The sequence below is a fragment of the Variovorax sp. PvP013 genome (assembly GCF_050435945.1).
Lineage (GTDB): Bacteria > Pseudomonadota > Gammaproteobacteria > Burkholderiales > Burkholderiaceae_C > Variovorax.
Map to the genome: position 1 here is coordinate 353,218 of NZ_JBNDLF010000003.1, position 25,507 is coordinate 378,724.

General features: G+C 72.8%; 22 protein-coding genes and 1 tRNA gene. 13 read left to right on the plus strand and 10 right to left on the minus strand.

The features are described from left to right. Positions 1-39 precede the first annotated feature (39 nt). From fdnG to ABID77_RS12035, 7 genes are all read left to right on the plus strand, one after another. Positions 40-3,114 carry a formate dehydrogenase-N subunit alpha gene (gene fdnG, locus ABID77_RS12005; protein ID WP_429595673.1) on the plus strand — a complete coding sequence of 1,025 codons (3,075 nt, stop codon included), beginning with the start codon at positions 40-42 and terminating at the stop codon, positions 3,112-3,114. A 119-nt stretch (positions 3,115-3,233) separates the two neighbouring features. Further along, complete coding sequence (gene fdxH / locus ABID77_RS12010) at positions 3,234-4,241, plus strand: formate dehydrogenase subunit beta (protein WP_429595676.1); 1,008 nt, start codon at positions 3,234-3,236, stop codon at positions 4,239-4,241. A gap of 15 nt (positions 4,242-4,256) precedes the next feature. Beyond that, positions 4,257-4,883 (plus strand): formate dehydrogenase subunit gamma, encoded by a 627-nt coding sequence (locus ABID77_RS12015; protein ID WP_429595679.1) that lies wholly within the window; start codon positions 4,257-4,259, stop codon positions 4,881-4,883. A gap of 7 nt (positions 4,884-4,890) precedes the next feature. Continuing rightward, positions 4,891-5,964: a formate dehydrogenase accessory protein FdhE gene (fdhE, locus tag ABID77_RS12020; protein ID WP_429595682.1), complete on the plus strand. Its 1,074-nt coding sequence runs from the start codon at positions 4,891-4,893 to the stop codon at positions 5,962-5,964. Further along, positions 5,964-7,418, plus strand: a complete 1,455-nt coding sequence (gene selA / locus ABID77_RS12025; protein ID WP_429595685.1) for an L-seryl-tRNA(Sec) selenium transferase — start codon at positions 5,964-5,966, stop codon at positions 7,416-7,418. Before fdhE ends, selA begins: the two co-directional genes overlap by 1 nt. Next, complete coding sequence (selB, locus tag ABID77_RS12030) at positions 7,415-9,349, plus strand: selenocysteine-specific translation elongation factor (RefSeq protein WP_429595688.1); 1,935 nt, start codon at positions 7,415-7,417, stop codon at positions 9,347-9,349. Before selA ends, selB begins: the two co-directional genes overlap by 4 nt. A gap of 6 nt (positions 9,350-9,355) precedes the next feature. After that, positions 9,356-9,448 (plus strand) — tRNA-Sec (locus ABID77_RS12035). Positions 9,449-9,481: 33 nt separating this feature from the next. Here ABID77_RS12035 and ABID77_RS12040 read toward each other — a convergent pair. The 3 genes from ABID77_RS12040 to senB form a co-directional block, all read right to left on the minus strand. Continuing rightward, positions 9,482-11,974 carry an ATP-binding protein gene (locus ABID77_RS12040; protein ID WP_429595692.1) on the minus strand — a complete coding sequence of 831 codons (2,493 nt, stop codon included), beginning with the start codon at positions 11,972-11,974 and terminating at the stop codon, positions 9,482-9,484. Positions 11,975-12,077: 103 nt separating this feature from the next. Then, a complete protein-coding gene (selD, locus tag ABID77_RS12045; RefSeq protein WP_429595695.1) occupies positions 12,078-13,172 on the minus strand; it encodes a selenide, water dikinase SelD in 1,095 nt (364 codons plus the stop codon). Further along, the gene (gene senB, locus ABID77_RS12050; RefSeq protein ID WP_429595698.1) at positions 13,169-14,134 is read right to left on the minus strand and encodes a selenoneine biosynthesis selenosugar synthase SenB; all 966 of its coding nucleotides are present in this window, start codon (positions 14,132-14,134) and stop codon (positions 13,169-13,171) included. The genes selD and senB overlap by 4 nt, the downstream gene beginning before the upstream one ends. Between senB and senA the strand changes: the two genes are divergently transcribed. The 6 genes from senA (at position 14,133) to mnmH (ending at position 20,114) form a co-directional block, all read left to right on the plus strand. Beyond that, positions 14,133-15,440 (plus strand): selenoneine synthase SenA, encoded by a 1,308-nt coding sequence (senA, locus tag ABID77_RS12055; protein ID WP_429595701.1) that lies wholly within the window; start codon positions 14,133-14,135, stop codon positions 15,438-15,440. The genes senB and senA overlap by 2 nt on opposite strands. Before the next feature lie 101 nt (positions 15,441-15,541). Next, positions 15,542-16,417 carry a putative selenate ABC transporter substrate-binding protein gene (locus ABID77_RS12060; protein WP_429595704.1) on the plus strand — a complete coding sequence of 292 codons (876 nt, stop codon included), beginning with the start codon at positions 15,542-15,544 and terminating at the stop codon, positions 16,415-16,417. Between the two features lie 19 nt (positions 16,418-16,436). Next, a complete protein-coding gene (locus ABID77_RS12065; RefSeq protein WP_429595707.1) occupies positions 16,437-17,303 on the plus strand; it encodes a phosphonate ABC transporter ATP-binding protein in 867 nt (288 codons plus the stop codon). After that, the gene (locus tag ABID77_RS12070) at positions 17,300-18,157 is read left to right on the plus strand and encodes a PhnE/PtxC family ABC transporter permease (protein ID WP_429595710.1); all 858 of its coding nucleotides are present in this window, start codon (positions 17,300-17,302) and stop codon (positions 18,155-18,157) included. The genes ABID77_RS12065 and ABID77_RS12070 overlap by 4 nt, the downstream gene beginning before the upstream one ends. Further along, entirely contained in the window at positions 18,154-18,981 is an 828-nt protein-coding gene (gene phnE, locus ABID77_RS12075) for a phosphonate ABC transporter, permease protein PhnE (protein ID WP_429595713.1), read from the plus strand. Before ABID77_RS12070 ends, phnE begins: the two co-directional genes overlap by 4 nt. A gap of 26 nt (positions 18,982-19,007) precedes the next feature. Continuing rightward, on the plus strand, positions 19,008-20,114 hold the full coding sequence (gene mnmH, locus ABID77_RS12080) for a tRNA 2-selenouridine(34) synthase MnmH (RefSeq protein WP_429595716.1): 1,107 nt from the start codon (positions 19,008-19,010) through the stop codon (positions 20,112-20,114). Here the strand turns inward: mnmH and fdhD are convergent. From fdhD to ABID77_RS12115, 7 genes are all read right to left on the minus strand, one after another. After that, on the minus strand, positions 20,072-20,947 hold the full coding sequence (gene fdhD / locus ABID77_RS12085) for a formate dehydrogenase accessory sulfurtransferase FdhD (protein WP_429595719.1): 876 nt from the start codon (positions 20,945-20,947) through the stop codon (positions 20,072-20,074). The genes mnmH and fdhD overlap by 43 nt on opposite strands. A gap of 133 nt (positions 20,948-21,080) precedes the next feature. Next, the gene (locus ABID77_RS12090) at positions 21,081-21,395 is read right to left on the minus strand and encodes a nucleotidyltransferase family protein (RefSeq protein WP_429595722.1); all 315 of its coding nucleotides are present in this window, start codon (positions 21,393-21,395) and stop codon (positions 21,081-21,083) included. After that, positions 21,392-21,805 (minus strand): HI0074 family nucleotidyltransferase substrate-binding subunit, encoded by a 414-nt coding sequence (locus ABID77_RS12095; RefSeq protein ID WP_429595725.1) that lies wholly within the window; start codon positions 21,803-21,805, stop codon positions 21,392-21,394. The genes ABID77_RS12090 and ABID77_RS12095 overlap by 4 nt, the downstream gene beginning before the upstream one ends. 37 nt (positions 21,806-21,842) lie before the next feature. Continuing rightward, a complete protein-coding gene (apbC, locus tag ABID77_RS12100) occupies positions 21,843-22,934 on the minus strand; it encodes an iron-sulfur cluster carrier protein ApbC (protein WP_429595727.1) in 1,092 nt (363 codons plus the stop codon). Positions 22,935-22,990: 56 nt separating this feature from the next. Further along, entirely contained in the window at positions 22,991-23,629 is a 639-nt protein-coding gene (locus ABID77_RS12105) for an esterase/lipase family protein (protein WP_429595730.1), read from the minus strand. A 34-nt stretch (positions 23,630-23,663) separates the two neighbouring features. Next, on the minus strand, positions 23,664-24,404 hold the full coding sequence (locus tag ABID77_RS12110; protein ID WP_429595733.1) for a YceH family protein: 741 nt from the start codon (positions 24,402-24,404) through the stop codon (positions 23,664-23,666). A gap of 13 nt (positions 24,405-24,417) precedes the next feature. Next, complete coding sequence (locus ABID77_RS12115; RefSeq protein ID WP_429595736.1) at positions 24,418-25,458, minus strand: isocitrate/isopropylmalate dehydrogenase family protein; 1,041 nt, start codon at positions 25,456-25,458, stop codon at positions 24,418-24,420. Between the last annotated feature and the right edge of the window lie 49 nt (positions 25,459-25,507).

Genomic DNA, 25,507 nt, shown 5'->3' on the forward strand with positions numbered 1-25,507 from the left:
GATGAAGCACCACAACCCTCGTCCGGCGGAGGTGTCCCTATGGACATGAGTCGCCGCCAGTTCTTCCGCGTCAGCGGCGCCGGCCTGGTCGGCTCCAGCATCGCGGCGCTCGGCTTCTCGCCGGCCGCCGCGCTGGCCGAGACGCGCAGCTTCAAGCTGGCCCGCACCACCGAGACGCGCAACACCTGCCCGTACTGCTCGGTCGGCTGCGGCCTGCTCATGTACAGCCTGGGAGACAACGCGAAGAACGTCGTCCCGGCCATCCTGCACATCGAGGGCGACCCGGACCATCCGGTCAACCGCGGCACGCTGTGCCCCAAGGGCGCCGGCCTGCTCGACTTCGTGCACAGCCCCAACCGCCTGAAGTTCCCCGAGGTGCGCGAGGCGGGCAGCAACGAGTGGAAGCGCATCAGCTGGGACAGCGCCTTCGAGCGCATCGCCAAGCTGCTCAAGGACGACCGCGACGCCAACTTCCAGCGCACCAGCGCCGACGGCAAGATCGTCAACCGCTGGACCACCTCCGGCATGCTGGCCGCGTCGGCCTCCTCCAACGAGACCGGCTACATCACGCACAAGGCATTCCGCTCGCTGGGGATGCTGGTCTTCGACAACCAGGCCCGCGTTTGACACGGACCGACGGTGGCCAGTCTGGCCCCGACGTTCGGCAGAGGCGCGATGACCAACCATTGGCAGGACATCCAGCATGCGGATGTCGTGCTCATCATGGGTGGCAACGCCGCGGAGGCGCATCCGTGCGGCTTCAAGTGGGTGATCGAGGCGAAGAAGCACAACAAGGCCCGCCTGGTGGTGGTCGACCCGCGCTTCACGCGCTCGGCCGCCATGGCGGACTACTACGCGCCGGTGCGCGCCGGCTCGGACATCGCGTTCCTCTCGGGGGTGCTCAACTACCTTCTGAGCAACGACAAGATCCAGACCGAGTACGTGCGGCACTACACCAACGCGCCGTTCATCGTCGGACCTGACTACAAGTTCGAGGACGGCCTGTTCAGCGGCTACGACGCGAACAACCGCAAGTACGACGCCAAGTCCTGGGGCTACGCGCTCGACGAGCAGGGCATGGCCCGCGTCGACATGACGATGCAGGACCCGCAGTGCGTGCTGCAGGTGATGAAGCGCCACTACGCGCGCTACACGCCCGAGGTGGTGAGCAAGATCACCGGCACCCCCCAGGACAAGTTCCTCAAGGTCTGCGAGTACATCGCCAGCACCGCCGTGCCCGGGCGCACCATGACGGTGATGTACGCGCTCGGCTGGACGCAGCACAGCCAGGGCTCGCAGATCATCCGCACCGGCGCGATCATGCAGCTGCTGCTGGGCAACATCGGCGTGATGGGCGGCGGCATGAACGCCCTGCGCGGCCACAGCAACATCCAGGGCCTGACCGACCTGGGGCTGCTGTCGAACTCGCTGCCAGGCTACCTGTCGCTGGCGCGCGAGGGCGAGCAGACGCTGCCCGACTACTACAAGACCCGCGCGCTCAAGCCGCTGCGTCCCAACCAGATGAGCTACTGGCAGAACTACCCCAAGTTCTTCGTCAGCCTGCAGAAGGCCTGGTGGGGCAACGCCGCGACGGCGGAGAACGACTGGGCCTTCCACTACCTGCCCAAGCTCGACAAGCTCTACGACGTGCTGCAGGCCTTCGAGCTGATGAACAAGGGCCTGATCAACGGCTACATCTGCCAGGGCTTCAACCCGGTCGCCTCGTTCCCGAACAAGCACAAGACGGTCGCGGGTCTGTCCAGGCTCAAGTTCCTGGTCACCATCGATCCGCTGGTGACCGAGACGAGCGAGTTCTGGAAGAACTACGGCGAGTACAACGACGTCAAGCCGGCCGACATCCAGACCACCGTCTTCCGCCTGCCCTCGACCTGCTTCGCGGAGGAGGAAGGCTCGCTGACCAACTCCACGCGCTGGCTGCAGTGGCACTGGAAGGGCGCCGAGCCGCCGGGCGAGGCGATGGGCGACATCGAGATCGTCGCGGGCATCTTCAACCGCATCCGCGCGGCCTACGCGAAGGACGGCGGCGCCTTCCCCGATCCGATCGTCAACCTGAGCTGGCCCTACAAGATTCCGCACGCCCCCTCCCCCCAGGAGCTGGCGATGGAATACAACGGCAAGGCGCTGGTCGACCTGGTCGATCCGAAGGACCCGACCAAGGTGCTGGCCAAGGCCGGCGAGCAGTTGCCGGGCTTCGGGCTGCTGCGCGACGACGGCAGCACCTCCTCGGGCTGCTGGGTCTATTCCGGTGCCTGGACGCAGGCCGGCAACCAGATGGCGCGGCGCGACAACTCCGACCCCTACGGCGTCGGCCAGGCGCTGAACTGGTCGTGGGCCTGGCCGGCCAACCGGCGCGTGCTCTACAACGCCGCCTCGGTCGACCCCAGGACCGGCCAGCCGTGGATCGCCAGCCGCATGCTGGTGAAGTGGGACGGCACCAAGTGGGCCGGCTCGGACATCCCCGACATCCGCCCGGACGCCAATCCGATGGAAGCCGACGCGGTGCGGCCGTTCATCTTCACGGCCGAGGGCGTGGCGCGCCTGTTCGCGCCCACCGGCATGGCCGAGGGGCCGCTGCCGGAGCACTACGAGCCCTTCGAGTCGCCGCTGGTGAACAACCCGATGCACCCGAACAACCCGGTGGCGCGCGCCAACCCGGCCGCGCGGGTGTTCCAGGGCGACCTGGAGATGCTGGGCGTGCCCAAGGACTTCCCGTACGTGGCCACCAGCTACCGGCTCACCGAGCACTTCCACTACTGGACCAAGAACGTGCGTTCCAACGCCATCATCCAGCCGCAGCAGTTCGTCGAGATCGGCGTCGAGCTGGCCGAGGAGAAGGGCATCGCTAACGGCTCGCTGGTCAAGGTGAGCAGCAAGCGCGGCTACATCAAGGCCGTGGCGCTGGTCACGCGACGCATCCAGGCGCTGCAGGTGCAGGGGCAGACCGTGCATACGGTCGGCCTGCCCAACCACTGGGGCTTCATCGGCCTCACCAAGCCGGGCTTCCTGGTGAACACGCTGACGCCCGTCGTCGGCGATGCCAACACCCAGACGCCGGAATACAAGTCCTTCACCGTGAACATTGAGAAGGCCTGAAATGAAGCACACCCCCAGTCTTCGCGCACTGCGTGTCGCTTCGCCAACCCCCTTGCAGGGGGCAATGCCGGTGGCCCGGCAAAGCCGGTTCCACGGCATTTCTGAAAAGGCCCTCTGAGATGTCATCACTCCAGTCCCTCGACATCGCGGCGCGCTCGGCCACCACCGTGCAGCCGCCCGACGCCCGCCACCGCCCGCAGGTGCAGGAGGTCGCCAAGCTGATCGACGTGTCCGCCTGCATCGGCTGCAAGGCCTGCCAGGTGGCGTGCATGCAGTGGAACGACCTGCGCGACGAGGTGGGTGTCAACACCGGCACCTACAACAACCCCAACGACCTGACGCCGGACTCCTGGACGGTGATGCGCTTCGCGGAGGTCGAGCCCGAGCCCGGCCACCTCGAATGGCTGATCCGCAAGGACGGCTGCATGCACTGCGAGGACCCGGGCTGCCTCAAGGCCTGCCCGGCGCCCGGCGCCATCGTCAAGTACAGCAACGGCATCGTCGACTTCATCAGCGAGAACTGCGTGGGCTGCGGCAACTGCGTGACGGGCTGCCCGTTCAACGTGCCGCGCATCAGCAAGACCGACAACCGCGCCTACAAGTGCTCGCTGTGCTCCGACCGCGTCACCGTGGGCCTGGAGCCGGCCTGCGTGAAGGCCTGCCCGACCGGCGCCATCCACTTCGGCACCAAGGAGGCCATGCACCAGTACGCCGACGAGCGCATCGTCGACCTCAAGGAGCGCGGCTTCAAGAACGCCGGCACCTACGACCCGGCCGGCGTCGGCGGCACGCACGTCATGTACGTGCTGCAGCACGCCGACCGCCCCGGCCTCTACAGCAACCTGCCCCAGGATCCGCACATCAGCCCGCTGGTGTCGCTGTGGAAGGGCGTGGCCAAGCCGCTGGCGGTGCTGGCGATGGTCGGCACGGTGGTGGGCAGCTTCTTCCACTACATGAAGGTCGGCCCGGTGGAGGCCAAGGAAGGCGCCAGCGACGAGGACGAGGACGGCCACGGCGTCAAGGCCGAGATCATCGAGGCGCCGCCGACCCCGGGCCAGGCACCGCCGTCGTCCGTGCCGCCCGTGCGGACGGCGCACGATCCCGCGTCCCCGCCGCCCCGCGTCTGAACCAGGAGCCCCGCGATGTCGACCGTCCGCTACCTGCGCCGCTACCGCGACGCCACGCGCATGAACCACTGGTACGTGGTGCTCATGTTCATCGCCGCCGCGCTCTCGGGCCTGGCGTTCTTCCATCCCTCGCTGTTCTTCTTCACCGCCTTCTTCGGCGGCGGCCAGTGGACGCGCATCCTGCACCCCTTCTTCGGACTGGGCATGGTGGCGGGCTTCGCGTTCCTGTTCTTCACGATGTGGCGCGAGAACGTGCTCGACCGCGCCGACCGCGAGTGGCTCGTGAAGGCGCCGGAGATGCTCAAGGGCAACAAGGAAGGCATGCCGGCCGTGGGCAAGTACAACGCCGGCCAGAAGCTGGTGTTCTGGGCCTTCGCCGTCAGCCTGCTGCTGCTGCTGGTCACGGGCTTCATGTTCTGGAGTCCGTGGTTCGCGCACTTCTTCCCGATCACCCTGCGGCGCATCGCCGTGCTGGTGCATGCCGCTTCGGCCTTCGTGCTGGTGGTCTCGGTGATGACGCACATCTACGCCGCGATCTGGATCAAGGGCACGATGCGCGCCATGACGCGCGGCACGGTGACCGAGGGCTGGGCGAAGCTCAATCACCCGCTGTGGCACCGGAAGATGACGCGCGGCGAATAATCGCCCGATGACCCGCAACGACCACGACGACCGTCCCTCCGCCGGCGGCACCGCCCCGGGTGCCGCCCCCCCGCGACCGGCCTACACCACGCGCGTCCTCTCGGCCGAGGAGATCGCGCTGCAGGCCGGGCGGCAGATGCCCTTCCTGCGCCTGCCGCAGCGCGCGCTGGTGTTCTCCGACCGGCAGCTGCGCCTGCGCCAACTCGCCGCGTCGCACGCCATGCGCGACTACCTGCTGTTCATCGCCGACCTGGCCTCGGCCCAGCATCAGGTGCTGCAGGACTTCGCGGACGTCGCCCTGCCCGACGGCGAGGCCTGCGCCGCCGCCGCCAAGGCGCTCAAGCCCCCGGTGCCGGCCTTCGGCTGGCCGCGCGATCCGCTCTGGCGCGCCGGGCTGCGCCGCCTGCTCGGCCTGGTGCAGGACCGGCTGCCCGACAGCCCGGCGCGCGCGACCGTCGAGCGCACGATCGACAGCGCCGACGACTGGCTCGAGGACCAGGCCGACCGCCTGCTCAAGCGCCACACCCTCGGCCTCGACCTGGCCGCCGCGCCGCTGATCGCCGCCGGCCTGCAGGTCTACTGGACCCAGCTGGCCCTGCAGACCGCCGACGTCCACGGCGAGCGCGTCTTCGGCCACACCGAGCCCGCCACCCAGTGCCCGTGCTGCGGCAGCCCGCCGACGGCCTCGGTCATCCGCATCGGCGCCGACGACGCCGGCTTCCGCTACCTGCACTGCGCGCTGTGCGGCACGCAGTGGCACTACGTGCGCGTCAAGTGCGCCCACTGCGAGAGCACCAAGGGCATCCACTACGAGGCGCTCGCCCCCGCGCACGAGGGCGTGGAGACGCCCGCCACCGGCGCACGCGCCGGCGCCGTCAGGGCCGAGTGCTGCGACACCTGCGGCCACTACCTGAAGCTGGTGTCGATGGAGAAGGACCACGAGGTCGAGCCCGTGGCCGACGACCTGGCCAGCGTGGCGCTGGACCTGCTGGTGGCCGACGCCGGCTTCGAGCGCAGCGGCCACAACCTGATGCTGCTCTTCGGCGACGCCGAGACGACCGGCGACGGCGGGGACGTTTGATGGCGGCGCCCGACGAGTCCGTGGTCCACGGCTCCCAGGCGAGACCCCAGGATCTGCCGTCCGTCGATCGCCTGCTGCGCGCCCCCGGCGTGCCCGGACTGCTGGCCGAACACGGCCACACCCGCGTCGCCACCGAGGCCCGCGCCCTGCTCGACGTCCTGCGCACTCGCGCCCTGGCCGGCGCGCTCGGCATCGCCGAGGTCGCGCCCGAGGCGCTCGCCGCCGCCCTCGCCGCGCGCATCGACGCGCGCCTCGCGCCGCGCATGCGGCCGGTGTTCAACCTCACCGGCACCGTCATCCACACCAACCTCGGCCGCGCCGTGCTGGCCGACGCCGCCCTGCAGCGGCTCATGACGCTGATGGCGGCGCCCAACAACCTCGAGTACGACCTCGCGACCGGCGGCCGGGGCGACCGCGATTCGCTGGTCGAGGAGCTGCTGTGCACCCTGACCGGCGCCGAGGCCGCCACGGTGGTCAACAACAACGCCGCCGCCGTGCTGCTGACCATCGGCGCCTTGGCGCACGGGCGCGAGGCGATCGTCTCGCGCGGCGAGCTGGTCGAGATCGGCGGGGCCTTCCGCATGCCCGACGTGATGGCCGCCGCCGGCGCGCGCCTGGTCGAGGTCGGCACCACCAACCGCACGCACCCGGCCGACTACGAGCGCGCCATCGGCAAGCACACCGCGCTGGTGATGAAGGTGCACACCAGCAACTACGAGGTCCAGGGCTTCACCGCCGCCGTCGGCGAGGCCGTGCTGGCGCCGATCGCGCACGCGCGCGGCGTGCCGCTGGCCACCGACCTGGGCAGCGGCTCGCTGGTCGACCTGGCGCACCACGGCCTGCCGCGCGAGCCCCTGCCGCAGGAGATGATCGCCGCCGGCTGCGACGTCGTCACCTTCTCCGGCGACAAGCTGCTCGGCGGCCCGCAGGCCGGGCTGATCGTCGGCAGCAGGGCCGCCGTCGGGCGCATCCGCCAGTACCCGCTCAAGCGCGCGCTGCGCATGAGCAAGCTGCCGCTGGCCGCACTGGAGGCGACGCTGTCGCTCTACCTGCGGCCCGAGCGCCTGGTGCACGACCTGCCGACGCTGCGCCTGCTGACGCGGCCGGTCGCGGCCATCGTCGCGACGGCCGAGGCGCTGCGGCCGCGGGTCGCCGCCGCCGTCGCGCCGCGCTTCACGGTCGAGGTGATGGCGCTGCAGGGACAGATCGGCTCGGGCTCGCTGCCGGTCGAGCGCCTGGCCTCGGCCGGGCTGGCGCTGGCGCCGGCGGGCGTCGCGCGCAAGGGCGTGGGCGGCGCGCTCGACGCCCTGGCCACGGCGCTGCGCGGCCTGCCGCGCCCGGTGATCGGCCGCATCGCCGACGACCGCCTGCTGCTCGACCTGCGCTGCCTGGAGGACCACGACCGTGCCGCCTTCGCGGACCAGCTGGGCGCCCTGAAGGAACGCCTGGCGTGATCATCGGCACCGCCGGCCACATCGACCACGGCAAGACCACGCTGGTGCGCGCCCTCACCGGCGTCGACACCGACCGCCTGCCCGAGGAGAAGCGCCGCGGCATCTCCATCGAGCTGGGCTACGCCTACCTGCGCGCGGACGACGACGCACCGACGCTCGGCTTCGTCGACGTGCCCGGCCACGAGCGCCTGCTGCACACCATGCTCGCCGGCGCCACCGGCATCGACCACGCGCTGCTGGTGGTGGCGGCCGACGACGGCGTGATGCCGCAGACGCGCGAGCACCTGGCCGTGATGGCGCTGCTGGGCCTGCCGCGCGGCAGCGTCGCGCTGACCAAGATCGACCGCGTCGACGCCGCCGAGCGCCCCGCCCGGCTGGCGCGGGTGCGCGCCGAGATCGACGCCCTGCTGGCGCCGACGCCGCTGGCCGGCGCGCCGGTCTTCCCGCTGTCGGCGACCACCGGCGAGGGGCTCGACGCCCTGCGCGCGCACCTGGTCGACGCGGCGCGCGAGACGCGTTCGCAGGACGAGGCCCTGGCCTTCCGCATGGCGGTGGACCGCGCCTTCACGCTCCCGGGCGTCGGCACGGTGGTGACCGGCTCGGCGGTGGCCGGGCGGGTCGCCGTCGGCGACGAGCTGGTGCTGATGCCCGGCGAGCGCCGGGTGCGGGTGCGCGGCATCCACGCGCAGAACATGCCGGCCGAGCGCGCGCACGCCGGCCAGCGCTGCGCCCTGGCGCTGGCCGGCGTGGCGAAGGACGAGGTGCGGCGCGGCCAGTGGGTCTGCGATCCCGGCATCGCGCTGGCGACCTCGCGCATCGACGTCGAACTGACGCTCTGGCCCGGCGAGCCGCGCGCGCTGCGCTCGGGCACGCCCGTGCATGCGCACCTGGGCGCGAGCGACGTCCTGGCCTCGGTCGCCCTGCTCGACCGCGACGCGGTGGCACCGGGCGAGACCGCCCTGGCCCAGCTGGTGCTGCGCGAGCCGCTGAGCGCCTGGCACGGCGACCGCGGCGTGCTGCGCGACGCCTCGGCCACGCGCACCGTCGCCGGCGTGCGCGTGCTCGATCCGTTCGCGCCGGTGCGCTACCGGCGCACGCCGCAGCGCCTGGCGCAGCTCGCGGCCTGGCGCGTCGACGACCGGGCCGCGCGCGTCGCCGCCCTGCTCGACGCCACGCCGGCCGGCCTCGACACCGCGCGGCTGTCGCGCATCCTCGCGCTGCGTCCCGACGCGCTGCTGCCGCTGCCCGCCGACGCGGTGCGCCTGGAGCGCGCCGCCATCGCCGGCGCGCACGCCGAGGCCCTGCAAGGGCATGTCGTCGAGCGGCTCGACGCCTTCCATCGCGCGACGCCCGACGAGGTCGGCCCCGACGCGCGGCGCCTGAAGCGCCTGGCCGCGCCGCGCGTGGACGACGCGCCGTGGCGCCACGCGATCGAGACCTTGCTGCGGGACGGCCGCATCGCGCGCAGCGGCCACTGGCTGCACCTGCCCGCGCACGCGGCGGTGCTCGGCGCCGCCGAGGAGCGCCTGGCGCAGAAGCTGCTGCCGGCGCTGGCCGACGGCGGCTTCGACCCGCCCTGGGTGCGCGACCTGGCCCGCGACGGCGGCGCCACCGAGCCCGTGGTGCGCCAGACGCTCGCCAGCCTGGCGCGGCGCGGCCAGACCTTCCAGGTCGTCAAGGATCTCTACTACCCCGCAGGGACGATCGAGCGGTTGGCGGCACTGGCGCGCGATTGCCTGCAGAATCCGGCCGGCCTGCAGGCGGCGAGTTTCCGCGACGCGACCGGCCTGGGCCGCAAGCGCGCGATCCAGCTGCTCGAGTTCTTCGACCGCATCGGCTACACGCGGCGCGTGAAGGACCAGCACCTGCTGCGGCCCGACACGGTGCTGTTCGGCGGCGCGGACACTGCAGACAGGCGACCCGTGCCATAGATCTACGGGAGGGAAGCGTCCCCGGTGGGGCGGCCGGGCTTCAAACCCGGTGGGTGGCGCCACGCGTCGCCGGGCGGGTTCGACTCCCTCTCCCTCCCGCCCCTCGCCTTCTCCCCTGCCGCCTTCTTCTTCCTACCGCCGGCCGGTCATGGCGCCGACGCGCGCGGCGAAGGCGTCGAGCGCGAAGGGCTTGGTCAGCAGCTGGTCGTGGGGCGTGAGCAGGCCCTCGCCGACGACGGCGCTCTCGGCATAGCCGGTGACGTAGAGCACCTTCAGGTGCGGGCGCGACGGCCGGGCCGCCTCGATCATCTGGCGCCCGTTCATGCCGCCGGGCAGGCCGATGTCGGTCACCACCAGATCGACGACGGCATCCGACTGCAGGATGCGCAGGCCGGCGGCGCCGTGGTCGGCCTCGCGCACCTCCAGGCCCTGCTCGCGCAGCACCTCGGCCATCAGCAGCCGCATCGACGGCTCGTCCTCCACCAGCAGCACCGTGCCCGCGCGCTCGTTGGCGCCGTAGCTCGAATCGGCCGGCGCCTCGGGCGCCTCGCCCGGCCCGGCGTGGCGCGGGAAGTACAGCGACACGGTGGTGCCGCGGTCCGGCCGCGATTCGATGCGCGCCTGCCCGCCCGACTGCTGCGCGAAGCCGTAGACCATCGACAGCCCGAGCCCCGTGCCCTGCCCCATCGGCTTGGTCGTGAAGAAGGGCTCGAAGGCGCGCGTGCGGGTGTCGTCGGACATGCCCGCGCCGGTGTCCGCGACGCTGACCGACACGTACTCGCCGGCGGGCAGTCCGCACGCGCGGGCCGTGCGCTCGTCGAGCGCATGGTTGGCCGCCGCGATGGTGATGCGCCCGCCCCCGGGCATGGCGTCGCGCGAGTTGATGCACAGGTTGAGGATCGCGTTCTCCAGCTGGTGGCCGTCCAGCAGGGCCGTCCACAGGCCCGGCGCGGGCGGCGTCTCGACCTCGATGGTCGGCCCGACGGTGCGCTGCACCAGCTCGCGCATGTCGGCGATGCGCGCGTCGACGTCGATCGGGCGCGGGTCGAGCGGCTGGCGGCGCGAGAAGGCCAGCAGCCGGTGCGTGAGCGAGGCCGCGCGCGTCGCCGCGCCGCGCGCGGTGGCGATGTAGCGGCCCTGCGACTCGGCCGTGAGCTGGCCGAGCGCGATGCGCCGCTGCATCAGTTCCAGCGCGCCCATGATGCCGGCGAGCAGGTTGTTGAAGTCGTGCGCCAGCCCGCCGGTGAGCTGGCCGACGGCCTCCATCTTCTGCGACTGGCGCAGCTGCTCCTCCAGGTGGTGCCGCGACGCCTCGGCCTCGAGGCCGGCCGTGACGTCGCGGCCCACGGCGTGGAAGCCGCCGCCTTCCGGGTTGGGCGAGAGCGACCAGTCGATGGTGCGCCACGAGCCGTCGACGTGCCGCAGGCGGGTCGAGCGCCGGGTGGCGCGGCCCTCGCGCCGCAGGACGCGCATGTTGGCGATCACGCCTTCCACGTCGTCCGGATGCACCAGCTCCAGGTAGGGCGTCGCCGCCAGGAACGCCGGATCGTGGCCCAGGGTGCGGCTCCACGAGGGGCTGCGGCGGAAGATCGTGCCGTCGAAATCGCCATGCACCAGCAGGTCGACGCTGGTGTCCCAGAGCCGGTCGCGTTCACGCGTCCGGTCGTCGACCTGGTGCTCCAGCGACGCGGCGAAACGGCGCAGGTCGTGCTCGGCGCGCCGGCGTTCGATGTTCAGCCGGGCGCGTTCGGCCACGTTGCGGATGAAGCCCAGCTCCGAGGGCGTCCAGTGCCGCACCCGCTGGCACAGCACGAAGAACATCGCCACGTAGCGCCCGCCCTCGAGCACCGGCACGTTGACGGCCGAGCGCACGCCCAGCGCGCGCCAGCCGGCCGGGGTGGCGGCGGTGCGCGGGTCGAGCTCGATGTCGCCGACGACGAAATCGTGGCCCCGGCGCAGCAGGTCGACGAAATCGCCATAGGCCGGCAGCCGGTGCCGCCCGGCGATGTCGGCGGCCCCGGGGGCGCTCCAGCCGCGCGTGACCTCCAGCGTCTCGTCGTCCGCGAGCATGGTGCCGAAGCCGGTGATGGCGACGTCGAGCGTCTCGCCCACCACCTGCGCGCACAGCGCGGCGATGGTGTCGGGGTCGTCGAGGTCGCGCAGCCGGTCGTCGAGCCGGCCGACGACCTGGCGCAGGTCGGCGTCGTCGGCGCCGCGCCGGGCGTCGGCCAGGCTCAGGAGCATGCGCGAACGCAGGGTGTGCGCGGTCAGGTCGCGCGCCCGGTGGAAGGCGCCGAAGACGGCGCCGGTCGCGTCGCGCAGCGGCGTGTACGAGAGCTCCCACTGCGGCACGCCCCGCTCGGGCCGGCCGAAGGCCTCCACCACCGTGAAGGCCTCGCCGTCGAGCGCGCGCGCCATCAGGCTGCGCATGAGCCCCGCCTGCTCGCCGGCGAAGAGATCGGGGAAGACGTCGCCGATGCGCGTGCGGAAGCCGTTGACGCGGAAGAACTCGTCGTCGTGGGCCCGGTTGAAGGCGATCAGCCGGAAGCCGGTGTCGAAGACGCAGATCGGCTCGGGATCGAGCTGCCCCACCAGTTGCCAGAGATCGAGGTCGTTGGGTTCCATGAGACGGCGCGGCACGCCGTCGACGGATGTCGTTCGGCGGGATTCGGAGTCGGCGGATTCTGCCACCGGCGTCGTTCGCGCTGGAAGTCGGCCGACGACGGTCTCAGGCCTCGACGCGCAGCCCCGCCGCGCCGGCCTCGACGCGGCCGACGACGGCGGCCTGCGCGAAACCCTCGGCGCGGAAGATCGCCAGCACCTCGTCCACGGCCTCGCTCGCGCAGCTCACCAGCAGCCCGCCGGAGGTCTGCGGATCGGTGAGCAGGTCGCGCGCCGTGGCCGGCAGGCCGTCGGCCAACGCCACCTCGGCGCCGTAGCCGTTCCAGTTGCGGCCCGACGCGCCGGTGACGAAGCCCGCCGCCGCCAGCGCCTCGGCCTCCTCGATCAGCGGCACCTTCGACCACTCGATCACCGCCGAGAGGCCCGCGCCGCGCGCCAGCTCCAGCGCGTGGCCGGCCAGGCCGAAGCCGGTGACGTCGGTCAGGGCGTGCACGCCGTCGAGCGCCGCCAGCGCGATGCCGGGCGTGTTCAGGCGCGTGGTGGTGTCGATCATCCGCCGGTAGCCGGCCTCCGACAGCCGCTCCTGCTTGAGCGCCGCCGAGAGCACGCCCACGCCCAGCGGCTTGCCCAGCACCAGCGCGTCGCCGGGCCGGGCGTCGGCGTTGCGCCGCACGCGGTCGGGATGCACCAGGCCGAGCGCGACCAGGCCGTAAATCGGCTCGACCGAGTCGATGGTGTGGCCGCCCGCGATCGGGATGCCGGCGGCGCGGCAGACGTCCTGGCCGCCGCGCACGATCTCGCCGATGACGGCCACCGGCAGCTGGTTGACCGGCATCGCGACGAGGGCCAGCGCCAGGATCGGTCGCCCGCCCATCGCGTAGACGTCGCTGATGGCGTTGGTGGCGGCGATGCGGCCGAACTCGTAGGGGTCGTCCACGATCGGCATGAAGAAGTCGGTGGTGGCGATCAGCGCCTGGGTGTCGTTGAGGCGGTAGACGGCGGCGTCGTCGGCGGTCTCGATGCCCACCATCAGCTCCGGCGGGATCAGGCCGCCGGCGCTGTTGCGCAGAATCTCCGAGAGCACGCCGGGCGCGATCTTGCAGCCGCAGCCGCCGCCGTGGGAGAGCGAGGTCAGGCGCGGGCCGCGCGGGGTCGTCGGGGAGGCCGTCTCGGCGGTCGCCGGGGGCGTGGGGGTCGTCATGCAGAGGTCTCCAGCATTGCGGCCAGCAGGGCGCGCAGGGTCGCGCGCTCGCGGGCCGGGTCGAACAGGGGGGCGCGCAACGCGCATTGCGCGGCCAGGCGATCGAGTATCGCCCGGTCGTCGCGGCAGCCCGCGAGCAGGGCCGCCAGCCCGACGTCGTCGCCGGGCTCGAAGTAGCCGGCGTAGTCGGCCCCCAGCATGCCGACGTTGCCGGCGATGCGGCTGGCCAGCACCGGCGTGCCGCTGCGCACGGCCTCCATCACGACGTGGGCGCCGCCCTCCATCAGGCTCGGATGCACCAGCACGTGCGCGGCCTGGATGCGGCGGCGCGCCTCGGCGTGCGACCGGGCGCCGAGCCAGCGGTAGGTCGGCTGCTCGGCCTGCAGCGCCTGCGCCGCGCGGCCGAGCGCCGGATCGAGCGCGGCGCCGACGTGGTCGAGCCGGATGTCCGGGCGCCCGGCCAGCCGGCGCGCGGCGGCGAAGTAGGTCTGTGGCGCCTTCTCGGCGCGCAGGTGACCGACCATGACCGCGCGCAGGTGGCGCCGCGGCTTGGGCAGCGTGGCGCGCGAGGTCGTCGACTGGAAGCAGGCGACGGCCTTGGCGCGGAACGCCGGCGGCAGGTCGGCGACGGCGCGCTCGTGCAGCACCACCAGCCGGTCGGCCAGCCGCAGCGAGCGTTCGGCGGCGGCGTCCCGGCCGATGTCGCGGTAGAGGTCGGTGCCGGTCAGCACCACGGCCAATGGGCGGCCCGGCGCGGCCTCGGCCCAGCGCGCGACGGAGTCGGCCGAGCGCAGCGCGTGCAGGGCGATCAGGGCGTCGGCCGGCGCGCCGTCCCAGCGCTCGACGAGGTCGATCCGATAATCGCCGCCCAGCATCCGGGACCACCGCCGCGCCGTCTGCCAGTTGCCGTTGTTGGCATCGGCCAGGGCCGGCGTGACGATGCAGATCGAAGGGCGATTCATGGACGAGCTTATAGCCAAGGATGCGAATCCGGGCGCGCGTGGGGCCGCGACCGGGGCCACGGCCGGGACCGCATCCACCGGCGCGGCCGGCGAGGCGATGCGGCACGCCGGACCGGCCGCCATCGAGGCCGCGCTGACCGCCGGGCGGGCGCGGCTGCTGGCGCTGTTCGAGGGGTTCCGCGCCGCGCTCGGGCCGCAGGGCCTGCGCATCGCCCGGGACGCGGCGGTCAACCTGCCGCTGTGGGAGCTGGGCCACGTCGGCTGGTTCGAGGAGGTCTGGGTGGCGCGCAACACCGACCGGTCGTCGGGCGCGGAGGCCGACCCGCTCGCCGCGCGCACGGCCTCGGTGCTCGAGGGCGCCGACGCGTTCTACGACTCCTCGGCCGTGGCGCACGCCACCCGCTGGCACCTCGCGCTGCCCGACGTCGACGCCACGCGGGCCTACCTCGACGCCGTGCGCGCGTCCACGCTGGCGCTGCTGCGCGCGAGCGGGTCCTCCGACCGCGCGCTCTACTTCTTCCGGCTGGCGCTGTTCCACGAGGCCATGCATTGCGAGGCCTGGCATTTCATGGCCCAGCGGCTGGGGCTCGACCTGGGACCGGCGATGCAGCGGTCCGGCCCCGGGGCACGGCCCACGGCCGTGGCCACGGGCGACTGGCGGGTACCGGCGGGCCGGCGGCGCATCGGCACGACGGCGCCGGGCTTCGCCTTCGACAACGAGCTGGGCGCGCACGAGATCGACCTGGACGCCTTCGCCATCGACCGCGCGCCGGTGGCCTGGGCCGACTTCCTGCCGTTCGTCGAGGCCGGGGGCTATGCCGACGCCGCCGCCTGGACGCCGGCCGGGCGCGACTGGCTGCGCCGCGTCGGCGCTACCGCGCCCGCGCACCTGCGGCGCGGGGCGCACGGCTGGGAGCGCGAGACCTTCGGCCGCTGGCGGCCGCTCGATCCGGCCGCGCCCGCCTGCCACCTCACCACGCACGAGGCCGAAGCCTGGTGCCGGTGGGCCGGCCGCCGCCTGCCGACCGAGGCCGAGTGGGAGACCGCCGCCACGCTGGCGACGCCGGCCGACGGCTTCGCCTGGGGCGAGGTCTGGGAATGGACCGCCAGCGCCTTCGCGCCCTATCCCGGCTTCGCGCCGCACCCCTACCGCGACTACTCGCAACCCTGGTTCGACGGCCGGCGCGTGCTGCGCGGCGGCTCCTTCGCGACCGCGCCGTGGCTGCGGCATCCGCGCTACCGCAACTTCTTCCCCGAGGAGCGCAGCGACGTGTTCGCGGGCTTCCGCAGCTGCGCGCGGCCATAGCCCGGCGCGCCGCCGGGCGCGGACCCGCTTCCTACAATGCGGCCTCCTTGCGCCTCCCGCGCCCTCGATCCGTCCACCTCATCTGCCAGAGTGCCTTTCCGATGCCCCTCGCCGCCCTCCGCTCCCCGCTCCTCGGCCGCCTGGCCGCGGCCCTCGTCCTCAGCTTCGCCGCCGCCGGCGCGCTGGCCCAGGGCGTGCTGCGCGTCTCGGCCATCCCCGACGAGGCGCCGACCGAACTGCAGCGCAAGTTCACGCCGCTGGGCGACTACCTGAAGAAGGAAACCGGCATGGACGTGCAGTTCACGCCCGTGACCGACTACGCCGCCGTGGTCGAGGGCCTGGCGACCAACAAGATCGACCTGGCCTGGCTGGGCGGCTTCACCTACGTGCAGGCGCGCATCCGCACCCAGGGCGGCGCCGTGCCGATTGTCCAGCGCGCCGAGGACGAGGTCTTCACCAGCAAGTTCATCGTTCCCGTCGACAGCCCCGCCAAGTCGCTGGCCGACCTCAAGGGCAGGACCTTCGCCTTCGGCGCGCCGTCGTCGACCTCCGGCAGCCTGATGCCGCGCTACTTCCTGCTGCAGGCCGGCATCGACCCCGAGAAGGACTTCAAGAGCGTGGCCTTCTCCGGCGCCCACGACGCCACGGTGGCCTTCGTCGCCGCCTCGCGCGCCGAGGCCGGCGTGCTCAACGCCTCGGTCTGGGACAAGCTGGTCGAGTCGAAGAATCCGAACGCCGCCAAGGTCCGCGTGCTGGCCACCACGCCGACCTACTACGACTACAACTGGACCGTGCGCCCCGGCATGGACCCGGCGCTGCGCAAGAAGCTGACCGACGCCTTCCTCAAGCTCGATCCGGCCGACCCGGCGCAGAAGGACATCATGGCGCTGCAGCGCGCCAGCAGGTTCATCCCGACGAAGTCGTCGAACTACGACGGCATCGAGGCCGCCGCCAAGTCCGCCGGCCTGGTGAAGTAGGCGCCACGCGGGCCGATCCATGGGCTTCCGGCTCGACGCCGTCGGCGTGGTGCATCCGAACGGCCAGCGCGCGCTGGCCGCGCTGTCGCTCGCGGCGGCGGCGGGCGGACGCGTCGCGGTGATCGGGCCGTCGGGCGCGGGCAAGACGACCCTGCTGCGCGTGCTGGGCGCGGCGCTGCGGCCGGCCGAGGGCGCCGTGCAGCTGTTCGGCGACGAACCCTGGGGACTGTCGGCCGGGGCGCTCAGGGCGCTGCGCGGGCGCATCGGCACCGTGCACCAGGCGCCGCCGATCGCGCCGCGCCTGCGGGTGGTGACGGCGGTGCTGTCGGGCCGGCTGGGCCGCTGGTCGACCGCGCGCGCGCTGCGCTCGCTGGTGCATCCGTCGGACATCGAGGGCGCGCACGAGGTGCTGTCGCGCCTGGGGCTGGAGGAGCGCCTGTTCGAGCGCTGCGACCGGCTCTCCGGCGGACAGCTCCAGCGCGTGGGCGTGGCCCGCGCGCTCTACCAGCGGCCGGACCTGCTGCTGGCCGACGAGCCGGTCTCCGCGCTCGACCCGACCCTGGCCGACGCCACGCTCGGCGCCCTGGTCGCGCAGGCCGAATCCACCGGCGCGACGCTGGTGGCGTCGCTGCACGCGGTCGACCTGGCGCTGCGCTGGTTCCCGCGCATCGTCGGCCTGCGCGACGGCGCGCTGGCCTTCGACCGGCCGGCCGCCGAGGTCACGCCGGCGCTGCTGGAGGCGCTCTACGCCAGCGAGGGCGGGCCGGCCACGCAGGCGCCGCCGGGCGACGCGGGACCGGCGGCAACGGCGCCCTCGCCGGCGACGGCCTCCGGCACCCCGGGCACCGCCGGTCCGGCCCGGCGCCATCCGCCGGTCTGCCGTTGAACGCGCCCGCCGCCTCCCACGCGCGCCCCGCCGGGCGCGTGCCGCATGCCGATCCGCAGGCGCGCCGCCGGCTGGTGGCCACGCTCGCCGCGCTGGTCGTCGCCTGGCCGATGCTGGCGCTGTCGGAATTCCAGCCCTGGCGGCTGTTCGACCGCGGCAGCCTGGCGGTGCTCGGCGGCTTCCTCGCCGGCTTCCTGCCACCGGCGACGGCGCCGGACTTCCTGCGCCTGCTCGCTCGCGCCACGCTGGAGACCCTGGCCATGGCCACCGCCGGCATCGCGTTGGCCTTCGCCATCGGCGCGCCGCTGGCGGTCCTGGGCACGCGCGCGCTGTCGGTCTCGCGCATCGGGCCGGGGCCGGGGCGGCGGCGCGGCGCGCTGCTGCGTCAGGCGGTGCGCCTGCTGCTGATGGGGCTGCGGGCGATTCCGGAGATCGTCTGGGCGCTGCTGTTCGTGCGCGCGCTCGGCCTGGGGCCGGCCGCCGGCGTGCTGGCGCTGGCCATCACCTACGGCGGCATGCTCGGCAAGGTGTATGCCGAGATCCTCGAATCGACCGACACCCGGCCGGCGCGCGCCCTGCTCGAAGGCGGCGGCGGCCGGCTCGCGGCGCTGTGCTATGGCCTCCTGCCCAACACCGCACAGGAACTGGTGTCGTACACCGTCTACCGCTGGGAGTGCGCGGTGCGCGCCTCGGTGGTGATGGGCTTCGTCGGCGCCGGCGGTCTGGGCCAGCTGATGGACCAGTCGATGAAGATGCTCAACGGCGGCGAGGCCAGCAGCATCCTGCTGGTGTTCCTGGCCCTGGTGCTGCTGGCCGACGGCCTGAGCGGCGCGCTGCGCCGTCTGCTGGCATGAACGCTCCGCCACCCGCTCCCGTCCGCTCGCGCCCGCTGCCCGGGCGCCCGGCGCCGTGCCTGCGCTGCCGCCTGGTGCTGGCGGCGGTGCTGGCGGCGGTGGTGGCCAGCTTCGCCTACCTGGGACTGGGCTTCGGCGCGCTGCTGTCGGCGGAGTCGCTGGGCCACATGGGGCGCTTCGTCGCCGAGTTCTTCCCGCCGGACCTGACGCCCGCGTTCCTGCGCAAGGTCGGTGTCGGCGCCCTGCAGACATTGGCGGTGTCGGCGCTCGGCACGCTGCTGGCCGCCCTCGCCGGCGCGCTGCTGGCGCTGCCGGCCTCGGGCCGCGCCGGCCCGGCCGCGCGCGGTGCGGCGCGCTTCGGGCTCAACCTGCTGCGCAGCGTGCCCGAGCTGGTGTGGGCCGCCGTGATGGTGCTGGCCGCCGGCATCGGCCCCTTCGCCGGCGCGCTGGCCCTGGCGCTGCACACCACCGGCGTGCTCGGCCGGCTGTTCGGCGAGACGCTGGAGAACGTGCCGCCCGAACCCGAGGCGGCATTGGCCCTGTCGGGCGCCGGGCCGGTCGCGGCCTTCGCCTACGCCAGCCTGCCGCTGGCGCTGCCGCAGTGGGTCGCCTACACGCTCTATCGCTGGGAGATGAACATCCGCATGGCGGCGGTGCTGGGCTTCGTCGGCGGCGGCGGGCTCGGGCAGCTGCTCTACTTCCACCTGTCGATCTTCCAGCAAGCCCAGGCCATGACGGTGCTGATCGCGATGTTCGCGATCGTCGCCGTGGTCGATGCCGCCAGCGCCCGGCTGCGGCGCGGCCTCGGCCCCGCCTACGCCTGATCCGACCTCCTTTCGCATCCGATCCCATGAACTCCCACCGCCAACCCGTCCGCGTCAAGGACATCGCCGGCTTCGACGTCGTGATCGACGCCCGCACCCCGGCCGAGTTCGCGCTCGACCACATCCCCGGCGCCATCAACCTGCCGGTGCTCGACGACGCGGAGCGCGTCGTCGTCGGCACGCTCTACAAGCAGCAGGGCGCGTTCGAGGCCCGGCGCGTGGGCGGCGCGATGGTCGCGGCCAACCTCGCGCGCCACCTGCACGGCCCGCTGGCCGAGCGGCCCATCAAGTGGCGCCCGCTGGTCTACTGCTGGCGCGGCGGGCTGCGCAGCGGTTCGATGGTGGCCTGGCTGCGGCTGGTGGGCTGGGACGCGCAGCAGCTCGCCGGCGGCTACAAGGGCTTCCGCCACCACGTCCTGGAACGGATCGAGACGCTCTCCCCGCGCCTGGACCTGCGCGTGCTGTGCGGCGCCACCGGCAGCGCCAAGACGCGCGTGCTGCAGGCGCTGGCCGCGCGCGGCGAGCAGGTGCTCGACCTGGAGGACTTCGCGCGCCACAAGGGCTCGCTGCTGGGCAACCTGCCGGGCATCCCGCAGCCGTCGCAGAAGGCCTTCGAGACGCGCATCGCGACGGTGCTGGAGTCGCTGGACCTCGCGCGCCCGCTGTACGTGGAGGGCGAGAGCGCGCGCATCGGCCGGCTGTCGGTGCCCGTGCCGCTGGTCGCGCGCATGCGCGAGGCCGCCTGCATCGAGATCGCCGCCACGCCCGCCGCGCGGCTGGACTACCTGCTGCGCGACTACGCCTACCTGGGCGACGACCGCGCCGGCCTGGCCGAGAAGATGGGCGCGCTCAAGGAGCTGCAGGGCAAGGAGACCGTCGCGCGCTGGCAGCAATGGGCGCACGAGGCCGACCTGCCGAGGCTCTTCGCCGAGCTGATGTCGCTGCACTACGACCCGCACTACGAGGCCTCGCAGGCGCGCCACTTCAAGGCCTGGGCGCGGCGCCGGCCGGTGGCGGCGGCGGACCTGACGGACGCGGGGATCGACGCGGCGGCCGAGGCGGTGCTGGCGCTGGCGTCGGCACCGGACGCTCAGTCGTCCGACGCGCCTTCGCCGGGCAGCCTGTCGGCGTAGAGCACCGCGCGCGGCGCCCGGCACAGGCCCCAGAAGCGCACGCCGCAGAGCTCGGCCATGCGCACGCCCATGGCGGTCGGCGCCGAGATGGTCGCCATCGCGGCGATGCCCAGCCGGGCGCATTTGCGCACCAGTTCGTGGCTGCCCCGGCTCGACATCAGGACGAAGCCGGGCTCCCGCAGGCGATCCATCCGCGCGAGGCGCCCGAGCAGCTTGTCGAGCGCGTTGTGGCGGCCCACGTCCTCCAGCACGTCGACGAGTTCGCCCTCGACCGTGGCCCAGCCGGCGGCGTGGATGGCGCCGGCCCGGGCGTTGAGCGTCTGGCGCGCGGGCAGGTCGGCGAAGGCGCGCAGCACGGTGGCGGCGTCGATGCGCCCGATCCAGTCGCGCGAGGGCACGCGCTGCGGCGCGATGTCGAGCGCGGCGAAGCTCTCGACGCCGCAGATGCCGCAGCCGGTGCGTCCGGCGATGCTGCGGCGGCGGCCCTTCAGGCGCTCGAAACTGCGGGTGGAGATCTCCAGGCGCACCTCGACGCCGGGGACGCCCTCGGGCAGGCCGGCGTCGGCGGCGGGGACGGCCTCGACCTCGACGCCGCGGCAGTCAGCGGCCGCGTCGAGGATGCCCTCGCTGAGCGCGAAGCCGAGCGCGAAGTCCTCCAGGTCCTGCGGCGTGGCCATCATCACGGCGTGCGAGATGCCGTTGAAGACCAGCGCGACGGGCACCTCGGCGGCGAGCGTATCCTCGCGCCGCATGCCTTCGGGCGGCAGGCCGGCTTCGCCGTGGACGTGTACGGAAAGTCGGGTGAGGGGGGGGAGGATGGAATCGGCGGGCATGGCAAGGATCTTCAACTGGACAAGGGTCGATGGGAGCACCATGGCACTTTGCCGATCCATGCACGACATCCTTGCAAATCGATCACTCGCCGATCGATTTGCAAGGATGAGGAAACATGTGCCTGCCGACCGGTCATGGCCGTTGCAGCACGACCCTGTCGCTCTCGATGATCTTCCGGAACGCCTCGCTGGTGGTCGCCCAGTCCACCACGTCCACCTTCCAGGGCAGGTCGGACTCGGCGAAATCCTTGGCGAGGATCGCCCGCAGGCTCAGGTCCAGCGGCTGCCGCGTCACCACGCACAGATCGAGGTCCGAGTATTTCCGCGCCGTTCCGTTGACCCTGGAACCGAACGCCCACACCTCGTGCGTCGGCACGCGCCGCAGCAGGATGTCGCGGACGATGTCCCAGTGCCGCGGCTCGATGTCGATGGACGGCATCGCGTTCATGGATGAAGGGGATCGCCGATGCGCCCGAGCAGGAATCGCGCTTCCTCCAGGAATGGCGCGATGCCCTTGACGACCTCGATCGCGATCTTCTCGTCATGGGTATGGCTGGTCTTGGCGCGCATGTCGCGGTAGGTGCGCCAGACGGACCAATCACGCAGGAGCAATCCCTGTTCGTTGCCCGAGCGGACGAGGTACTGGAAGTCGGCGGCGTCGTACTCGCCAGGCGATGCCGACACGCTCTCCAGGAAGCGCTTGAGCATCCGGTGGCTGAGTTCGTAGGTGAACTCGAAGCGCTGGATCAGGCCGTCGCGGATCTGGGTGTCGGAGACATCGCGCAGGTAGCGCTCCAGCCCTTCGGCCAGACGCGCGACGGCGTTGGACAGGGGCGTCGGGTCGACCGCGTTCGTCATGGCAAGTCCGTTCGCATCGGCAGAACCGGCCGGCCCCTCAGGTGTCCTTGCTCACCATGATGGTCGGGAACTTGGCCGAGAAGTCCTTCGACTTCTCCGCGATGCTGACGGCCACGCGCCGCGCCACGTCCTTGTAGATGCCGGCGATCTCGCCGTCGGGCTCGGCGACCACGGTGGGCGTGCCGCTGTCGGCCTGCAGGCGGATGTTCATGGCCAGGGGCAGCGCGCCGAGGTAGTCCATCCTGTACTCGGCCGCCATCTTCTTGCCGCCCTCGGCGCCGAAGATGTGCTCGACGTGGCCGCAGTTGGTGCACACGTGCACCGCCATGTTCTCCACGATGCCCAGGATCGGCACGCCGACCTTCTCGAACATGCGGATGCCCTTCTTGGCGTCGAGCAGCGCGATGTCCTGCGGCGTGGTGACGATCACCGCGCCGGTCATGGGCACGCGCTGGCTCAGGGTGAGCTGGATGTCGCCGGTGCCCGGGGGCATGTCGACGATCAGGTAGTCCAGGTCCTTCCAGGCGGTCTGGCGCAGCAGCTGCTCCAGCGCCTGCGTGGCCATCGGACCGCGCCAGATCAGCGCCTGGTCGGCGTCGACCAGGAAGCCGATCGACATCACCTGCACGCCGTGGGCGAGGAGCGGCTGCATGATCTTGCCGTCGGTGCTTTCGGGCTGGCCGGAGACGCCCATCATCATGGGCTGGCTCGGGCCGTAGATGTCGGCGTCGAGCAGGCCGACGGTGGCGCCCTCGGCGGCCAGCGCCAGCGCCAGGTTGGCGGCGGTGGTGCTCTTGCCCACGCCGCCCTTGCCGGAGGCCACGGCGACGATGTTCTTCACGCCCGGCAGCAACTGCACGCCACGCTGCACGGCATGGCTGGCGACCCGGGTGACGACGTTGACCGAGACGTTGTCCACGCCCGGCACGGTGCGCGCCGCGGCGACGAAGGCGCGGCGCAGGGCCGCGTGCTGGCTCTTCGCCGGATAGCCCAGCTCGACGTCGAAGGCGACGTCGCCCTCGGTGATCTGCACGTTCTTCACCGCGCGGGCGGCGACGAAGGACTTGGACGTGTGGGGATCGAGGACGGACGCGAGCGCATCCAGGAGCGCCGCTTGCGTGACTGACATGTGTTCAAACTCCAGAGTGGCCGACAGTCTAGTGCGCTACCCAAGTCCTCTGGGGATCACAGTCTTGTGCGGGTGGCGCCCGGCGCGCCCAGCCGCGCGAGGACGATGTCGGCCACGCGCGCGCTGGCCGGCAGCAGCGTATGGACGACCGGCAGGCGGACCTGGTCGGTGACCCGGTCGGCCGCCACCTCCGACAGCGCCACGACGCCATCGTTGACCTCTAAGCCGAAGGGGCTGCGCGGCCCCGACCAGCCACGCGTGCCGACCACGCTGGTGACCGGCATGGCCGGCCAGCCGATCGCCGCCATGCGTGCCGGCGAGGCCAGCATCTGCCCGCAGTCGCGCGTGAGCAGGCGGTACGTCGGCCGGCTCCGCAGCCGCACGGCCAGCCGCGCCGCGCCGACCGGCGAGCCCAGCAGGAACAGGTGGCGCGGCCGCGCGGCGCCTTCCGGCAACCGCGCGATGGCCCCGCGCAGCAGCACGCCACCCAGCGAATGGCCGATCACGGCGTGCTCGCCCCGCGCGCCCAGCGCGACCAACCGCGAAGCCAGCCGTTCGACGATGCCATCGGCGTCCTCCAGGCTCGTCATGTAGCCGAAGGTGGCGGTGCCAAAACCCACGCGGCGCAGCGCCGCCAGCAGGGGCCAGCCCGAGAGCGGGCTGCGCCCCATGCCGTGGACGAACAGGATCCGCATGCGTCGGTGCCGTTCGCGGAGCCGGCCGGCCGCCTCAGGCCGACGCGATCCCGAGTTCGTCGCACACGCGCGCCAGCAGGGTGCGCAGGGCCGCCACCTCGGCCTCCAGCCGCGCCACGTTCGACTTCAGCGCGGCGACCTCGCCCAGCGCCAGGTCGGCGCCGGCGCCGCCATGGGCCCCCGCGCCGCCGCCGCCGCCGGCCTCCGCACCGCGCGCCGGCGCGAGGTCCTCGCTCGGCGCGCCGGCGAGCAGCTGCGCCCAGCGCCCCTCGCGCGCGCCGGGCAGCCGCGCGAGCTTGGCCACCAGCGCGCCGGCCGGACGCTCGGCCATCTCGTCGAGGAAGCCCTCGACCGCCGAGATGTCGGCGAAGTTGTGCATGCGGTCGCAGGCGATGCGCAGCTCGCCGGCCGTCTGCGGGCCGCGCAGCATCAGCACGGCCAGCAGGATGGTCGACTGCGAGGGCAGCTTGAGCACGCGGTCGAGGTTGTGCGAGTAGCGGAAGGTGCGCCCGCCGCTGGTCTCGCCGACCAGGCTGCGGCCCCGGAGGCTGTCGAGCGCGGCCTGCGCCTCGGCGTCGGTGACCTCGAGCACCGGGTTGCGGCTGGTCTTCTGGTTGCAGCCCGCGACCAGCGCGTTGAGCGTGAGCGGGTAGCTGTCGGGCACGGTGCGCTGCTTCTCGATCAGCACGCCGAGCACGCGCGTCTCCAGCAGCGACAGCGTCGCCAGCGCGGAACCCAGGGCGGTGTGGATGACGGGGGGCGGGAGCGTGTCCATCGGTGCGCGCGCCTCAGCCGTTGGTGATGCGGGCCACCAGCGCGCGCGTGAACTCGGCCGTGGTCGCCTTGCCGCGCAGGTCGCCGGTGCGCACCTGATCGACGTTGAGCGTCTGGTCGATGGCGCGGCGCAGGCGCGTGGCCAGCTCCGGCAGCCGCACGTGGTCGAGCATCAGGGCCGCGGCCAGCAGGATCGCCGTCGGGTTGGCGACGCCCTTGCCGGCGATGTCGGGCGCCGAGCCGTGCACGGCCTCGAAGATCGCCGCGTCGGTGCCGATGTTGGCCCCCGGCGCCATGCCCAGGCCGCCGACCAGCCCGGCCACCAGGTCGCTGAGGATGTCGCCGAACAGGTTGGTGGTGACCAGCATGTCGAACTGCCACGGGTCGAGCACCAGCTTCATCGCGCAGGCGTCCACGATGATGGTGTCGAGCTCGAACCTGCCCTTGTACTTCTCCTCGTAGAGCCGCAGGCCGGTCTCCAGGAACAGGCCGGTCAGCACCTTCATGATGTTGGCCTTGTGCACCAGCGTCACCTTCTTCCGGCCGGTGGCGATGGCGGTCTCGAAGGCGTATTCCAGCAGGCGGCGGCAGCCCTGGCGGGTGTTGATGCCGGTGGCCATGCCCACGGCGTGCGGGTCGTCGTCGATGCGCACGTAGTGCTCGTGGCCGATGTAGAGGCCCTCCAGGTTCTCGCGCACCACCATCAGGTCGATGTTGTCGAAGCGCCCGCCGGGGATGATGGTCAGCGCCGGGCGCAGGTTGGCGTAGAGCTGGAATTCCTCGCGCAGCCGCACGTTCGACGAGCGGTAGCCGCCGCCCGAGGGCGTCTCCAGCGGCCCCTTCAGCGCCAGCCGGGTGCGGCGGATGCTCTCGAGCGTGGCCGCGGGCAGCGGGTCGCCGGCGGCCTGCACGCCACCCAGGCCGGCGATCTGGCGGTCCCAGGCGAAGGGCGCGCCCAGGGCGTCGAGCGCGGCGAGCGTCGCATCGACGATCTCCGGGCCGATGCCGTCGCCGGGAATGAGGGTGGCGGGGATGGGGGTGAGGGATGTGCTCATGGCGACAACTCTAAATCCAAAGCGCACGGTCCACGTCACGGACCGGTCG